At 68.4% G+C, this 13,840-nt stretch carries 10 protein-coding genes and 1 pseudogene; 9 read left to right on the top strand and 2 right to left on the bottom strand.

The window, feature by feature from the left end; translation table 11 throughout:
* The first annotated feature begins 11 nt into the window (after positions 1 to 11).
* The 3 genes from HG262_RS26310 to tssH are packed head-to-tail and all read left to right on the top strand — an operon-like array spanning position 12 to position 4,401.
* Entirely contained in the window at positions 12 to 668 is a 657-nt protein-coding gene (locus tag HG262_RS26310; protein ID WP_169273811.1) for a DUF3540 domain-containing protein, read from the top strand.
* Positions 669 to 672: 4 nt separating this feature from the next.
* Positions 673 to 1,782, top strand: coding sequence for a type VI secretion system baseplate subunit TssG (tssG, locus tag HG262_RS26305; protein ID WP_169273810.1), 1,110 nt, complete (start codon positions 673 to 675; stop codon positions 1,780 to 1,782).
* 15 nt (positions 1,783 to 1,797) lie between these two features.
* A complete protein-coding gene (tssH, locus tag HG262_RS26300; RefSeq protein WP_169273809.1) occupies positions 1,798 to 4,401 on the top strand; it encodes a type VI secretion system ATPase TssH in 2,604 nt (867 codons plus the stop codon).
* A gap of 4 nt (positions 4,402 to 4,405) precedes the next feature.
* Here tssH and HG262_RS26295 read toward each other — a convergent pair whose 3' ends face one another.
* Together HG262_RS26295 and HG262_RS26290 are read right to left on the bottom strand one after the other, a co-directional pair.
* The gene (locus tag HG262_RS26295) at positions 4,406 to 5,170 is read right to left on the bottom strand and encodes an FHA domain-containing protein (RefSeq protein ID WP_169273808.1); all 765 of its coding nucleotides are present in this window, start codon (positions 5,168 to 5,170) and stop codon (positions 4,406 to 4,408) included.
* 27 nt (positions 5,171 to 5,197) lie between these two features.
* Positions 5,198 to 5,569 (bottom strand): TssQ family T6SS-associated lipoprotein, encoded by a 372-nt coding sequence (locus HG262_RS26290; RefSeq protein WP_169273807.1) that lies wholly within the window; start codon positions 5,567 to 5,569, stop codon positions 5,198 to 5,200.
* A 119-nt stretch (positions 5,570 to 5,688) separates the two neighbouring features.
* Between HG262_RS26290 and tssJ the strand changes: the two genes are divergently transcribed.
* From tssJ to HG262_RS26260, 6 genes and pseudogenes are all read left to right on the top strand, one after another.
* A complete protein-coding gene (tssJ, locus tag HG262_RS26285; protein ID WP_169273806.1) occupies positions 5,689 to 6,267 on the top strand; it encodes a type VI secretion system lipoprotein TssJ in 579 nt (192 codons plus the stop codon).
* A gap of 23 nt (positions 6,268 to 6,290) precedes the next feature.
* A complete protein-coding gene (tssK, locus tag HG262_RS26280) occupies positions 6,291 to 7,625 on the top strand; it encodes a type VI secretion system baseplate subunit TssK (RefSeq protein WP_169273805.1) in 1,335 nt (444 codons plus the stop codon).
* Between the two features lie 14 nt (positions 7,626 to 7,639).
* Positions 7,640 to 8,926: a DotU family type VI secretion system protein gene (locus tag HG262_RS26275; RefSeq protein WP_169273804.1), complete on the top strand. Its 1,287-nt coding sequence runs from the start codon at positions 7,640 to 7,642 to the stop codon at positions 8,924 to 8,926.
* Positions 8,923 to 12,549 (top strand): type VI secretion system membrane subunit TssM, encoded by a 3,627-nt coding sequence (gene tssM / locus HG262_RS26270; RefSeq protein ID WP_169273803.1) that lies wholly within the window; start codon positions 8,923 to 8,925, stop codon positions 12,547 to 12,549. Before HG262_RS26275 ends, tssM begins: the two co-directional genes overlap by 4 nt.
* 13 nt (positions 12,550 to 12,562) lie before the next feature.
* A complete protein-coding gene (gene tagF / locus HG262_RS26265) occupies positions 12,563 to 13,279 on the top strand; it encodes a type VI secretion system-associated protein TagF (RefSeq protein ID WP_169273802.1) in 717 nt (238 codons plus the stop codon).
* Between the two features lie 26 nt (positions 13,280 to 13,305).
* Positions 13,306 to 13,840: pseudogene (locus HG262_RS26260) on the top strand (hypothetical protein); the annotation flags it as partial.

Below are 13,840 nucleotides of genomic sequence, written 5' to 3'. Positions count from 1 at the left end.
CGGAGTGCAAGATGAAATCCGCCGCAAGCTTGACCCGCATCGCCTATGACCCCGTCCATCTGCTGGGCGAGGTGCTGCGCTGCGAACCCGATGGCAGGTATGCCGTGGCATGCGATGGCCGGGAATGGTCCGCGCGGCGCGCCGCCAGCTGCCTGCTGGCACCGCAACCGGGCGACGAAGTGCTGATCAGCGGACCAGACCCGTCGCGGGTGTATCTCATCGCGGTCACCGTGCAGGCGCAGCCTGCGCACACCACGCTGGAGGCGCAGGGCGAACTGGTGCTGCGGTCGACCAGCGGCAACGTCCGGCTGGAAAGCGCAGGCGACGTGATGTTGCATGGCCAGGGCGCGGTGCGCATCCGAACGTCGGAATACGCGGTCGAGGCTGAAGACGAACGCCATGCGTGCAAGCGCGTGCGCATGGTGGCGGAACAGTTGCACGCCACCTTCGGCGAGACGCGGCTGGTCGGGCGCAGCTACGAAGCGGTGCTGGACCGCATGACCCTTATGGCGCGCCTGTCGATGCGCAGCGTGAGCGAAGTGGAGCAGGTGCGCGCCGGCTCGATCGACTATCAGGCCGAGCAGAGCGCGCGGCTGCATGCGTCGTACACGTTGGTGACTGGCTCCGACCTGGTCAAGGTGGATGCCAAGCAGATCCACATGGGGTGACGCGATGGACGTCGCGCAACCCGTAGCCCATCCGGTTTCCCCTCCCGGCGCCGCCACCGAGAATGAGGCGCAGGCGCAGTGGTGGCGCGCGCTTGAGCGCGAGCCCTACGCGCACGATCTGTTCCATGCCCTGCGCTGGATCGACGCGCATGCCGGCGCGCGCAAGCCGCTGGGACGCGAGACGGTGGCGCGCTACGAGCCCGTGCGAATGCGGCAGGAGCCGTCGATGGCCTTCGCGCCGTCTACCGTGGCGCGCGCGCAGGCCGGCCGCAATGGTCGGCCGGCGGAGGTGTCCATATACGGGTTCGGCCTGTTCGGCCCCAACGGCCCGTTGCCGCTGCATTTGACCGAGCATGCCCATGAACGCATGGCGCATCACGGGGACCGCACCTTGGCGGCGTTCGCCGACGTGTTCCATCATCGGCTGATCCTGCTGTTCTACCGGGCCTGGGCCGACGCGCAGAGCACCGTCAGCCTGGATCGCAAGGAAGAACCCTTTACGCGGTATGTGGCCAGCCTGCTGCACCTGGGCGAGCCGTCGATGCGGCGCCGCGACGCCGTGCTGGACCATGCCAAGTATTTCATGGCGGGGCATCTGGTGCGCCAGACCCGCAATCCTGAAGGCCTCAAGCACATCCTGCAATCGTTCTTCGGCCTGCCCGTGCGCATCCGCGAATTCGTGCCGCAATGGATCCGGCTGGAGCCCGAACAGCGGCTGGGCCTGGGCGGCACGGCGGGCCTGGGGCGCGACACGGTGCTGGGCGTTGCGGTGCGCGATGCCCAGCACAAGTTCCGCATCGAGCTCGGGCCGCTGACGCTGGAGGACTACACGAGCTTCCTGCCAGGCGGCCTGCGCGCCCGGCAACTGACGCATTGGGTCAGGCACTACATCGGCGTGGAGCTGGCCTGGGACGTACGGCCGGTGCTGCGTGCCGAAGACGCGAAGGGCCTGACCCTGGGGGCCGCGCGGCCGCTGGGCCTGTCTGCCTGGCTGGGCAAGCGCCGGCCGGCGCAGGGCGAGGCGCGCGATCTGCTGCTGGACTATGAACGCCGGGGGCAAACGCCGGCACGTGGCCGCCCGCCGGCCCAACCTGCCAGGACGCCGCGCGCTTGACCGCGCCAAGACGCCATGTCGGATATCGGCCGCATCGAACTCTTCGGAAAGCTCAATCCCGTGCTCTACCAGGCGCTGGAGGGCGCCACCGCGTTCTGCAAGCTACGGGGGAATCCCTATGTGGAACTGGTGCATTGGATACATCAGATTCTGCAGCTGCAGGACAGCGACCTGCATCGCATCGCCCGGGGCTTCGACCTGGACCTGGCGCAGTGGCAGGCAGACCTGATTGCCGAACTGGACCGGTTGCCGGCCGGCGCGGGATCGGTCTCCGACCTGTCGGAGCATATCGATCACGCCGTCGAGCGCGCGTGGGTGCTGGGGTCCTTGCGCTTTGGCGCGGCGCGTATCCGCAGCGGCCATCTGCTGGCGGGGCTGGTCAGGACCTATGCGCTGCGCCACGTGCTGGTCGGCATGTCGCCGCAGTTCTCGCGCATCGAGCCGGACACGTTACTGGCGAGGATGGGCGAGATGGCACAGGGTTCGCCGGAAGCGCCTCATGCCACCGCCGCCGAGGAGACGCAGGCGCCGGAAGGCGGGAACCTTGCCGCGCTGGAGCGGTTTGCGGTGGATTTGACGGCGCGGGCGCGCGCCGGCGCCATCGACCCCGTGTCCGGACGCGACGAAGAAATCCGCCAGATCGTCGATGTGCTGATGCGGCGTCGCCAGAACAATCCGCTGCTGGCAGGAGAGGCCGGCGTGGGCAAGACCGCAGTGGTGGAAGGCCTGGCGCTGCGTCTGGCGGCGGGCGATGTGCCGCCGCCGTTGCGCGACGTGTCGCTATATCTGCTGGACATCGGCCTGTTGCAGGCCGGCGCCGGGGTGAAGGGCGAGTTCGAGCAGCGCTTGCGCAGCGTGATCGACGAGGTCCAGGCCAGCGAACGGCCTATCGTGCTGTTCATCGACGAGATCCATACGCTGGTGGGCGCGGGCGGCGCAGCGGGCACGGGCGACGCCGCCAACCTGCTCAAGCCGGCGCTGGCGCGGGGCCAGCTGCGCACCATCGGCGCGACGACCTGGTCGGAATACAAGAAGCACATCGAGAAAGACCCCGCGCTGAGCCGGCGCTTCCAGGTCGTGCAGATCCATGAGCCGGACGAGGCGCGCGCCTTCGACATGTTGCGCGGGCTGGCCGACACGTTGCAGACGCATCATGGCGTGCTGTTGCTGGACGAGGCGATCACGGCGGCGGTGAGTCTGTCGCACCGCTACATCCCCGCGCGCCAGTTGCCGGACAAGGCGGTCGCGTTGCTGGATACCGCCTGCGCCCGGGTGGCCATCAGCCAGCACGCGGTGCCGGCGGCGCTGGAAGATGCGCGGCGGCGTATCCAGGCGCTGGAAATCGCGCAACGCATCGCCCGGCGCGAGCGGCATCTGGGCGCGGGCGACGCGCAGCGCGTGGAACGCCTGGCTGCGGAACATGCCGATGCGACACAAGCGGAACAGGCGTTGGCGGCGCGCTGGGAGGCCGAGCGCGCGTTGACGGCGAAAGTGTTCGCGCTGCGCCAGGCGCTGGATGAGGCACCGGCGTCAGAACAGGCGGCGGCGCGGCAGGCGCTGGCGCGGGAAACGGCGGCGCTGAGCCAGCGCGAGGCACCGATGGTCCACGTCTCGGTCGACGCGGCGGCGGTGGCCGCCGTGGTGGCCGACTGGACCGGCATTCCCGTGGGCCGCATGGTGCGCGACGAGGCGCAAGCCGTGCTTGCGCTGGCGGATACGCTGGAGAGGCGCGTGATCGGCCAGCGGGACGGGCTGGAGGCGGTGGCGCGCCGCATCCAGACATCGCGGGCCCGGCTGACCGATCCGGACAAGCCGGTGGGTGTCTTCCTCTTGTGCGGCCCCAGCGGCGTCGGCAAGACCGAGACCGCGCTGGCGCTGGCCGAAGCCCTGTATGGCGGCGAACAGAACCTGATCACCATCAACATGAGCGAGTTCCAGGAACCGCACACGGTCTCCACATTAAAGGGTGCGCCGCCCGGGTATGTGGGCTACGGAGAAGGAGGCGTGTTGACCGAGGCGGTGCGGCGGCGGCCCTACAGCGTGGTGCTGCTGGACGAGGTGGAGAAGGCGCACGCCGATGTGCACGAGATTTTCTTCCAGGTCTTCGACAAGGGCTGGATGGAGGACGGCGAAGGGCGCTACATCGATTTCCGCCATGCCGTGATCATCCTGACCTCCAACGTCGGCACGGACCGCATCGCCGCGCTGTGCCGCGACCCGGCGCTGATGCCCGACGCCGAAGGGCTGGCGGCCGCGCTGCGGGAACCGTTGCTGCAGGCCTTTCCAGCGGCGCTGCTGGGCCGGCTGGTCGCGGTGCCTTACCTGCCGTTGCCCGACGCCATGCTGGCGCGCATCGTGGATCTGCAATTCGAACGGGTGCGCCGCCGTCTGCAAGCGCATCACGGTGTCGCGTTGGAGGTGGCGGCCGACGCGACGGCGCTGGTGGTGGCGCGTTGCACGGAAGTCGAGTCGGGCGCGCGCATGGTGGACGCCATCCTCACCAATACGGTCTTGCCGCAGATCAGCCGCGAGTTGCTGGGGGCGTCGATGCAGGACCGTCGGCTGCGCCGCGTGCGCCTGTCTGCGCAAGCCGGGGAGTTTCGCTATGACTACGCGTGAACCGCTAGCGGCTCCCGTTGTCGGGGGTCTTCTTCACAGGCGCGGGGCGCATGAAGCTGCCGACTTCGCGCAGGTGGTCGGAAGCGCTGCGGCTGTCCGTGGCCTCGCGCGGCGCGCCCAAGGCGGCGTCGACCGGGTGGGCGCGATGTTCGGCCAGCGGATCATGGGCCGGCAGCGTGGATGGCGTGCTGTCGGCAAAGACACTGGGCGCGCTTTCGCCGGGGGCGTCGAACAGCGCCAGTGGATCGGTGACGGGACGCGAGACCGCGGCGTCGCCGGGCGGCAGGTGGCGCAAGGGGTCGTCGGGGTTGCGCGCTTGCGCGGAATCCAGATCGAAGGGATGGGTAGACACGTCCGGCGCGCTGCCGACCGGCAAGGTGCCGGGTCCGATGAGGTCGCTGAAGATGTCGTCGTCGATCGCGGCAGCCGGCGGCACCGCATCGACGGCGGGCGTGGCCGCTTCCGCCCGCAGCCGGTAGGCGCCGATGTCGAACTCGTCGCCGGGATTCAGCGGCACCTCTTGGTCCTGCGCCACGGGGCGGCCGTTGACACTGACCGTGCTCATGCCGCTGAGGTTCATCAGGAAACCGGCGGCGTCGGCGCTATTGATGCGGATGGCCGCCTGCACGCGGCAGATTGCGCGCGCGGGGTCGGGCAGGACAAGGCCGTTCTCAACGCTGCGTCCTACCGTGCCGCCGGGCGCCGTGAATTCCGCGTGGATGGGTTCGAAGGCCGGATCGCCGGCACGTTGGAACACGGTGAGCTTCATGCCTGTCTCCTTGGCGCCTGTGGCGCGTCAGTGGGCCTGGGCCGCCTTGGCCGCCTGGAATGCGGGACCCCATTGGGGATGCCCGGTTTCGTTGGGCGCGAGTTCGAACGAGGGTTGCAGTTGCAGGATGCGGGCGAAGCTGTCTTCGCACAGTTGCCGGTAGCCGATGACGCAGTAGCTGAAGGCCTGAAGCTTCAACGCTTCGACCCGCATGGGCGTGGGCGCGGCGGCCAGGGCATCGGAAGTGGCGACGGTGCGTGCCACATCGCCGAATCGGCTGGCGGCGTATTCGTCGCGAACCTGCTGCAAGGCGTCCGCGGCCTGCGGCGAGGGGGCGGAAGTACAGGCCGCAAGAACCGCGAAGAGGGAGATCAAGCTGATACGGACGGGCTGTTTCATGGCGCGGGCGTGTCGGTCGAAGAAAAGGAGGCAGGGCTATTGCGCCGATGATAGCGGCCCCGCGCGGCAGGGTTGCGTCTCGGCGTAACAGACGTGTGTATTTTTATTTCCGAGGTCTTATGAACGCTTTACTTCACCGAAGGGCCCTCACGGGAGATCGCGTCCGCCGGCCATTGCGCCGCGCTGCGTTGATCGCCGCGAGCCTGGCGGCCGGCGCGCTGATCGCAGGGTGCTCGTCGACCGCCAAGCGCGTGCCCGCGCCCTATGCCATCGAGTTGCGCGCGGACCCGAAGGTAAATGTGAACGCCGGCGGCAGGCCTTCGCCCGTGCAGGTGACCATCTATGAATTGAAATCGGCCAGCACCTTCGAATCGCGCGACTTCTTCACGCTTCAAGCCGACGCGCATGCGGCACTGGGCGCGGAACTGCTCAACACCGATCAGGTGATCCTGCGGCCCGGCGAGACGAAGGTGCTGCATTACCCCGGCAACCCGGAGGCGCGCGTGGTGGGCGTGGTGGCGGCGTATCGGGAGCTTGAACAAAGAAAATGGCGCCTGCTGGTGCAGTTGCCCGAGGCCCAGGACACCAATATCTACAAGGTCTGGCAGTTTTCGCCGAACGAGGAGACGGTGAAAGTCGCGGTCAAGCGCGCCGGGCTGGAGGAAGTGGACCGCGACCGTTCGTGGTGGCCCTTTTAGAAACACAATAAGAGAACCGGACCATGGTGAGCAAAGACAAAGTGATCTGGTCGGAGGGAATGTTCCTGCGGCCCCAGCATTTCCAGCAGCTTGAGCGCCATTTGCTGCACGCGGCGCAACAGCGTGCGGCCGCGGCGCAAGGGTTCTTCTGGGGATTCAGTCATCTGTCGCTGGACCGCGACGCGCTGGCGATCGGCAAACTGGTGCTGACGCAAGCGCAGGGCGTCATGCCCGACGGCACGCCCTTCGACTTTTCGGACCCGGATGCCGCGCCCGCGGCGTTCGAGGTGCCGCCGCAGGCCCGCGGCGCGCGGGTCCTGCTGGCGATGCCTCGCGCGCGTCCCGGCGCCACCGACGTGATCTACGAAGGCGAAGAGGACACCTTGGCGCGCTATCTGGTGCACGAGGCCGATGTGGAAGACACCGGCTCGATGGGGCTGGAGCCGGCCCTGCTGCAACTGGGCCGGCTGCGGCTGCGCCTGATGCTGGAAGACGAGTTGACCGACGATTGGCTGGGCCTGGGCGTGGCACGCGTGATGGAGCGCCGCCCGGACAACCGCGTGGTGCTGGACGAGGGGTACGTGGCGCCCTGGCTGGCGGCGGGTGAGCATCCGGTGCTGCGCGGGCTGGTCAACGAGCTGTACGGCCTGCTGGGCGCCCGCAGCGAGGCGCTGGCCGAACGCCTGTCGCAACCGGGCCGCGGCGGCGTCTCCGAAGTCTCCGACTTCATGCTCCTGGAAACCGTCAACCGCTACGTGGGCGCACTTTGGCATGGACGGCAAAGCGCCGCCCTGCATCCGGAGCGCCTGTTCCACGACTGGTTGATGCTGGCCTGCGATCTGTCCACCTTCACAACCGCCACGCGGCGTCCGGAGGTGTTGCACGAGTACGTCCACGACGACCTGCAGGGCAGTTTCGCGCCCTTGATGGCGGAGCTGCGCCGCTCGTTGTCGGCGGTGCTGGAGCAGCGCGCCTTGCAGATTCCGTTGCAGGACAGGGGACAGGGCGTGCGGGTGGCACAGATCGCGGACGCCGAGCTGCTGCAGACCGCCGGGTTCGTGCTGGCCGTGCATGCGGACCTGGGCACGGACACCGTGCGCGCGCGCTTTCCCGCGCAGGTCAAGATCGGTCCCGTCGAGCGGATCCGCGACCTGGTGCATCTGCAGCTGCCCGGGGTGACGGTGCGCGCGCTGCCGGTGGCGCCCCGGCAGATTCCCTACAGCGCCGGGCACGTGTATTTCGAATTGGATAAAAGCGGCGAATTCTGGAAGCAGCTGGAGCGCACCGGGGCGCTTGCGCTGCACCTGGCCGGCGACTTTCCCGGGCTGACGATGGAGTTCTGGGCATTGCGCGATTGAGCGCGGAGACAGTTATGCACGCATCGGATCACACGCTGTCCGCACCGCCGGGAGGGCTGGGCGACGGCTCCGCTCAAGGCCCCGGCCGGCTGCGGCCCCACGATTACGTCATCAGCGGGACCAATCCGCTGGTGGCGGCGGCCAACCCGCTGCTGGACCTGATCCCGCAGATCCGCGCGACCGCGGCGCATCCGTCGGCGGCGATGCTGCGCGAGCACTTGCTGGACGAGATCCGGCAGTTCGAGTTACGGGCGCAGCAGGCGGGCATTCCGAATGAAACGATCCTGGGCGCGCGCTACTGCCTGTGCACCGCGCTGGATGAAGCCGCGGCGCTTACGCCGTGGGGCGGGAGCGGCGTGTGGTCGGCGCATAGCCTCCTGGTCACGTTCCACAACGAGACGTGGGGCGGCGAAAAATTCTTCCAGCTGCTGGCCAAGCTGTCGCAGAACCCCGCGCAGCATCTGGACCTGCTGGAATTGCTGTACTACTGCCTGCTGCTGGGTTTCGAAGGTCGTTACCGCGTGATGGACAACGGCCGCTCGCAGCTGGAAACGCTGCGTCAGCGGCTGCTGCGCATCCTGCGCGGTGCGCGCGGCGAATACGCGCTGGCCTTGTCGCCGCACTGGCGCGACGAGCCGGCGCAGACGCCCCTGCGCCGCTTGCCGGTGCCCTTGTGGGTATTCGGCGCGCTGGCCGCCGTGCTGGCGTTGGCCCTGTACTGGGGATTGGGCTGGCGGCTGGGCAGCGAGTCCGATGGCGTGTTCGCGTCCATCAGCCACCTTAAACCGCCCACCGTGCAGATCGCGCCGGCGGCCGTGAAGCGGCCGGCGCCCGCGCCTCGGCTGGCGTTGTTCCTGGCGCCCGAGATACGCGATCAATTGGTGAGCGTGCGCGACGAAGTGGACCGCAGCGTCGTGGTGCTGCGCGGCGACGGGGTGTTCGAGTCCGGCGCCAGTTCCGTGCGCGATCCGTATCTGCCCGTGCTGTCGCGCGTGGCGGACGCGCTGCGCCAGACGCAGGGCGCCATCCTGGTTCGCGGCTACTCCGACAATACGCCGATGCGCAGCGCGCGCTTTCCGTCCAATTGGCATCTGTCGCAGGCGCGCGCCGACGCCGTCAAGGACATGCTGGAGCAACGCCTGGGACAAACCGCGCGGGTGAGGGCGGAAGGGCGCGGAGACGCCGATCCCGTGGCGCCCAACGACACGGCCGCAGGCCGTGCGCTGAATCGGCGGGTGGAGATCACGGTGCTGGTGCCGCCCGCGCCGCATGCGGGTGACGGACAGGGAGGCCAAGAATGATCTACAGGCTGTTCGGATGGTTCTTCAGCCGTCGCGTGTGGAATTTCCTGGGGCTGGTGGCGCTTGCGCTGCTGATCTGGATCGCGGGCCCGCTTGTCGCGGTCGGCACGGTGCGGCCATTGGAGAGCGAGGCGGTGCGCCTCATCGTGATCGTGGCGATCTTCGCAATATGGCTGCTACGCATCGTGTGGCGCAAATGGCGGGAAGGGCGCTTGAATGCGCAGTTGCTGGGCCAGCTCCGGCCTCGGCCGCGCATGGAAAAGCCGGTGGCAGAGACGCCGGAGAACGATGAGATACGCCAGTTGGAAGCGCGGTTCGACGAGGCGGTCGAACTGCTGCGCAAGACGCGTTTCGAGAGCCGCGGCAGGCGCCGCCCGCTGGACCGCTTTTCCAAGCAATACCTGTACCAGCTGCCCTGGTACGTGATCATCGGCGCGCCGGGGGCGGGCAAGACCACGGCGTTGGTGAACTCGGGCCTGAATTTTCCCTTGGCGGAGCGCTACGGGAAGGTGGCCCTGCGCGGTGTGGGCGGCACCCGCAATTGCGATTGGTGGTTCACCGACGATGCGGTGCTGCTGGATACGGCGGGACGTTACACCACGCACGAAAGCGATCCGACAGGCGACGAGCAGGAGTGGCGCGGCTTTCTCGGCCTGCTGACCAAGTACCGTGGCCGGCAGCCGATCAACGGCGCAATGCTGACTGTCAGTGTCGAAGACCTGTTGTCGGCCTCCGATGCTGAACGGGCGCAGCATGCCGCGGTGCTGCGGCGGCGGTTGCAGGAATTGCGCGAGCAGCTGGGCATTGCGTTTCCCGTTTACGTGCTGGTGACCAAGACCGACCTGCTGTCCGGCTTCGAAGAGTATTTCGCGTCCTTCAGTCGCGACGAGCTGGCACAGGTCTGGGGCTTTACCTTGCCCTACGCGCGTTCGCAGGAGCCCGGCTTTGATCTGTACGAGGCCTTCCACGCCGAGTATGCGCTGCTGCAGCGGCGCCTGGACGACGCCCTGCCCGAAGTGGTGGCCGCCGAGGAAGACCCGGCGCGGCGCGCGCTGGCCTACATGCTGCCGCAGCAATTCGCCGGGCTTCAAGCCATTCTGGGCCATTTCCTGAGCGACGTGTTCGCCACGTCGAAGTTCGAAGCCCGGGTGATTCCGCGCGGGGTGTACTTCACCAGCGGCACCCAGGGCGGCGAGACGTTCGACCAGGTGACCGGGCACCTCAAGCGCTACCTGCGCATCGAGGGCGCCGCGGCGCCTGCGCCCAACGTGCCAGGCGAAACCGAGGGGCGCAGCTACTTCCTGAAGAACCTGCTGCGCGACGTCATCTTCCGCGAAGCGGGGCTGGCGGGCCGCAACCTGCGTTGGGAGCGCCGCTACCGGCAATTGCATTGGGCGGGATACGGACTGGTCACCGCGATGTTCGTCGCGCTGATCGCGGGCTGGGCGCTCAGCTACCGCAATAACTCGGCCTATGTGGAGGAAGTCGCGCGGCGTGTTCCCGCCGTGGAAAAGTTGACGCGCGACATCAAGATCACGCGCACGGGCGACCTGCTGGGCCTGATGCCCTTCCTGGACAGCCTGTGGTATTTGCCGCGGCATGAAGATTTCGAGATCGACAAGCCGCCGCTTGGCTACCGCTTCGGCCTGTATCAGGGCCAGAAGCTGCAAGCGGCGGCGCAGGGTGTCTATGACAACACGCTGGACCAGGTGCTGCTGCCGCAAGTAGCGCGGCGCGTCGAGGCGGCGTTGCGCGACGCGTCGGCCAGCGACCTGGAGTATTCCTACGAGGCGCTGCGCGCCTATCTGATGCTTTACGAAGCCGACCGCTACGACCCGGAGTTCATGCATGCGTGGCTGTTGTCGGACATGCAGGCCACTCTGCCCGAGGGCTACACGCGCCGCCAGTACGAACAGTTGTCGCTGCATCTGCGCAACCTGACGCAGGGCCGCGTGCTGGCGTCGCCGTTTCCGAAGGATGATGCGCTGGTGGCGCAGGCGCGCGAGAAACTGGCGCGCTACACGTTGGCCCAAAGGGCCTACAGCAGACTGCGCCGCACGCTGGCCAATACCGATGCGGCGCCCGAGAACACGGTGGTGACGCTGGGCGGCGCGCAGGCCAGCGCCGTGTTCGTGCGCAAGAGCGGCAAGCCGCTAAGCCAGGGCATCCCGTCGCTGTACAGCTATCGGGGCTATTGGGACGTGTTCAACAAGCGGGTCGCCAGCGTGGCGGAGGTGCTGAGGTCGGACGATGCGTGGATCTTGAACATCCCCCCGCCGGGACTGCTGGACCAGGCCGCGCAGCGCCAGCTGGTGGCGGGAATCAAGCGCCTCTACATGAACGATTACGTGGCGCACTGGGACGGCTACCTGAACGACCTGCAACTGGCGCCCAGCAAGTCCTTGCTGCAAAACATCCAGATGGCGCGCACCTTGTCGGCGCCCGAATCGCCGCTGGTGCAACTGGTGCGCGGCGTTGCACGCGAGACCGCCTTGCTGCGCGAATCGGGCAAGGACGACCGGTCGCTGGTGGATCAGGCGCGCGACCGCGTCAGCAGCACACGCGAAGCACTGGAGCAGATGTTCGGCCCCACGGGGCCCGATGCGGCCACGCGCGCCGACGCGTCGGACGAAAAGCTGGAACGCATCGTGGACCAGTACTTCGAGCCATGGCGTCGCCTGGCGCAAGGCGAAGGCGGGGCCGCGGGCGCCGCGCCGCCCATCGCCGCGACCACGGGCCTCATCAACGAGCTCTACACGTACCTGACCGCGGCCGACGCGGCGCTGCGCAGCGGCAGTCCGGCGCCCAGTTCGGACTCGGTGACGAAGTTGCGCGCGGAGGCCGGGCGGCTGCCCGGGCCCCTGCGCGATGTGCTCAATTCGCTGTCCGTGAACGCGTCGGGGGAAGTGTCCGACGTGGCGCGGGCGCGGATGGGCGAAACCGTGTCCGCCACTATCGGCGTGTTCTGCGGCCAGTCGGTGGCGGGGCGCTATCCGTTTTCCAGCCGGTCGACGCGCGACGTGGCGCCCAACGACATGGCGCGCCTGTTCGCGCCCAACGGCATGATGGACGACTTCTTCCAAAAAAATCTGGCGACCCAGATCGACGTCTCCGGCCAGCGCTGGCGTTTCAAGCCCGGCGTCGATGGGCGGTCAGGCGGTAATTCCGCCACGCTGGATGCGTTCCAGCGCGCGGGCGTCATCCGGGATGTCTACTTCATGGCGGGCAATCCCATGCCGTCCTATCGGGTCGCCATCCGGCCCGTCGAAATGGACGCGGGCATCACGCAATTCGTGATGGACGTGGATGGCCAGCCGGTGCGCTATGCGCACGGGCCGCAGGTGGCGACCACGGTGCAGTGGCCGGGCCCGCGGGGAAGCAACCAGGTGCGCATTGAGTTGACGCCGCAAGGGGGCGCGGCGGGCATGACGACCTCGGGGCCATGGGCGCTGAACCGCATGCTGGACCGCGCGCAACTGCAGCGCGGCGCCTCGCCGGAGATCACCTTGGCCACGTTCGATCTGGGCGGGCGCAAGGTGGTGCTGGAGATCACCGCCAGCAGCGTCAAGAGCCCTTTTCATCTAGCCGAGATGCAGGGCTTCGCCTGCCCCGGCGCCTCGTGACCAGGACAGGGACATGGAGCTAGGCTTGGAGTTCGGGCAAGTGGGCTGGTATGGCAAGATTCCGGCCGCGGGCGATTTCGTGCATCGGCGGCTGCCGCGTGAACTGATCGCGTGGTGGGACCGCTGGCTGCAATTCGGGCTGGTCGCGCTCAAGCAGGCGCCGGACGCCGCGGCCGCGCGCAGTTTCGCGTCCGCCCCGATCTGGAACTTCGCCATTCCGGCGGGGCCCGGGGCGGGCGTGGCGCAGCTGGGCTGCATCACGCCCAGCCGCGACCGCGTGGGGCGCGGCTATCCCTTGTGCGTGGTCGCGGCCATGCCGCCCGCGCACTATCACAGCAGCATCCTGGACGGCGCCAGCGACTACTACCGGCAGGTGGGCGCCAGCATGTTGGCCGCGGTACGCCATGGCTGCGCGCCGGAACAGTTCGACCGCAGCCTGCAGCAAGTGCGCATGCCCGCTGCGGCGCCACGGCAGGCCGGGCCGCCGGCGGGCAACGACATCATGGACATCCTGCGCGCGGGACGCGAGCAGGATCCGGCGCCCGTCGCGGGCCGCGCATTGGGCGCGTGGCCCGACCTGCCGTTCTGCTTCAACCCCAGTTCGCACACCAGTTATTGGTGGACCAACCAGGCCGACGGCGCGGCATTGCAGACCTATGTCCATGGCGGCGCGTTGAATGCCACCTTGTTCGCCCGATTGTTTTCGTCGCTGCCCACGTGGCGGCCATGACCCCTACCGACCCCGGAGGACCGCGCATGTCCAGACTTTCCGCACTGCCGCCCGTCCCGGACATGGCCGGCAGCTCCGCCGGGCCGGACGAGCCGGGCCTGGAAGCGCTAATCCGCATGCCGCGGGGCCCGGGACGACAAGGGGCGATCGCGCAGATCGTTGCCAGCCTGGCCGGACCGCTGGCGGCCTTGCACGAGACGGGTCAGGTCCACGGCGGCATTTGTCCGGCGGCCCTCATCCATGGCCCGTCGGGCGAGGCCGTTCTGGCGACGCCGCCGGTCGCGCCAGCGCCCGATGCCGACGACGCGCCCCGGCAGTCCGGCTATGCGGCGTTCGAGCAATACACGGATGATCCGGCCTATCCCTGCGGCCCGTGGACCGACGTGCACGGGCTGGCGGCGCTTGCCTATTTCCTGGCGACCGGCAGCGCGCCGCCGAGCGCGCTGGCGCGTCGCGTGCGCGATGACTACGTGCCGCTGCAAGAATGGGGGGCGAACGCCTACGACAAGGTGTTCTGCGCCGCGGTCGACAGCGGCCTGGCGATGCCCGCGCACGCACGGC

Origin of the sequence: Achromobacter sp. Bel, assembly GCF_012928505.1 — a bacterium.
Lineage (GTDB): Bacteria > Pseudomonadota > Gammaproteobacteria > Burkholderiales > Burkholderiaceae_B > Achromobacter.
Note: the sequence above shows the minus strand (reverse complement) of the source record. Positions and strands in the feature narration are given on the sequence as shown.

Bases quoted from the DNA above. Each gene is read 5' to 3' on its own strand.
- tssG (WP_169273810.1), top strand. From the start codon at position 673: ATGGACGTCGCGCAACCCGTAGCCCATCCGGTTTCCCCTCCCGGCGCC.
- HG262_RS26290 (WP_169273807.1), bottom strand. From the start codon at position 5,569: ATGAAACAGCCCGTCCGTATCAGCTTGATCTCCCTCTTCGCGGTTCTT.
- HG262_RS26275 (WP_169273804.1), top strand. From the start codon at position 7,640: ATGCACGCATCGGATCACACGCTGTCCGCACCGCCGGGAGGGCTGGGC.
- tagF (WP_169273802.1), top strand. From the start codon at position 12,563: ATGGAGCTAGGCTTGGAGTTCGGGCAAGTGGGCTGGTATGGCAAGATT.
- tssH (WP_169273809.1), top strand. From the start codon at position 1,798: ATGTCGGATATCGGCCGCATCGAACTCTTCGGAAAGCTCAATCCCGTG.
- HG262_RS26310 (WP_169273811.1), top strand. From the start codon at position 12: ATGAAATCCGCCGCAAGCTTGACCCGCATCGCCTATGACCCCGTCCAT.
- HG262_RS26295 (WP_169273808.1), bottom strand. From the start codon at position 5,170: ATGAAGCTCACCGTGTTCCAACGTGCCGGCGATCCGGCCTTCGAACCC.
- tssK (WP_169273805.1), top strand. From the start codon at position 6,291: ATGGTGAGCAAAGACAAAGTGATCTGGTCGGAGGGAATGTTCCTGCGG.
- tssJ (WP_169273806.1), top strand. From the start codon at position 5,689: ATGAACGCTTTACTTCACCGAAGGGCCCTCACGGGAGATCGCGTCCGC.
- tssM (WP_169273803.1), top strand. From the start codon at position 8,923: ATGATCTACAGGCTGTTCGGATGGTTCTTCAGCCGTCGCGTGTGGAAT.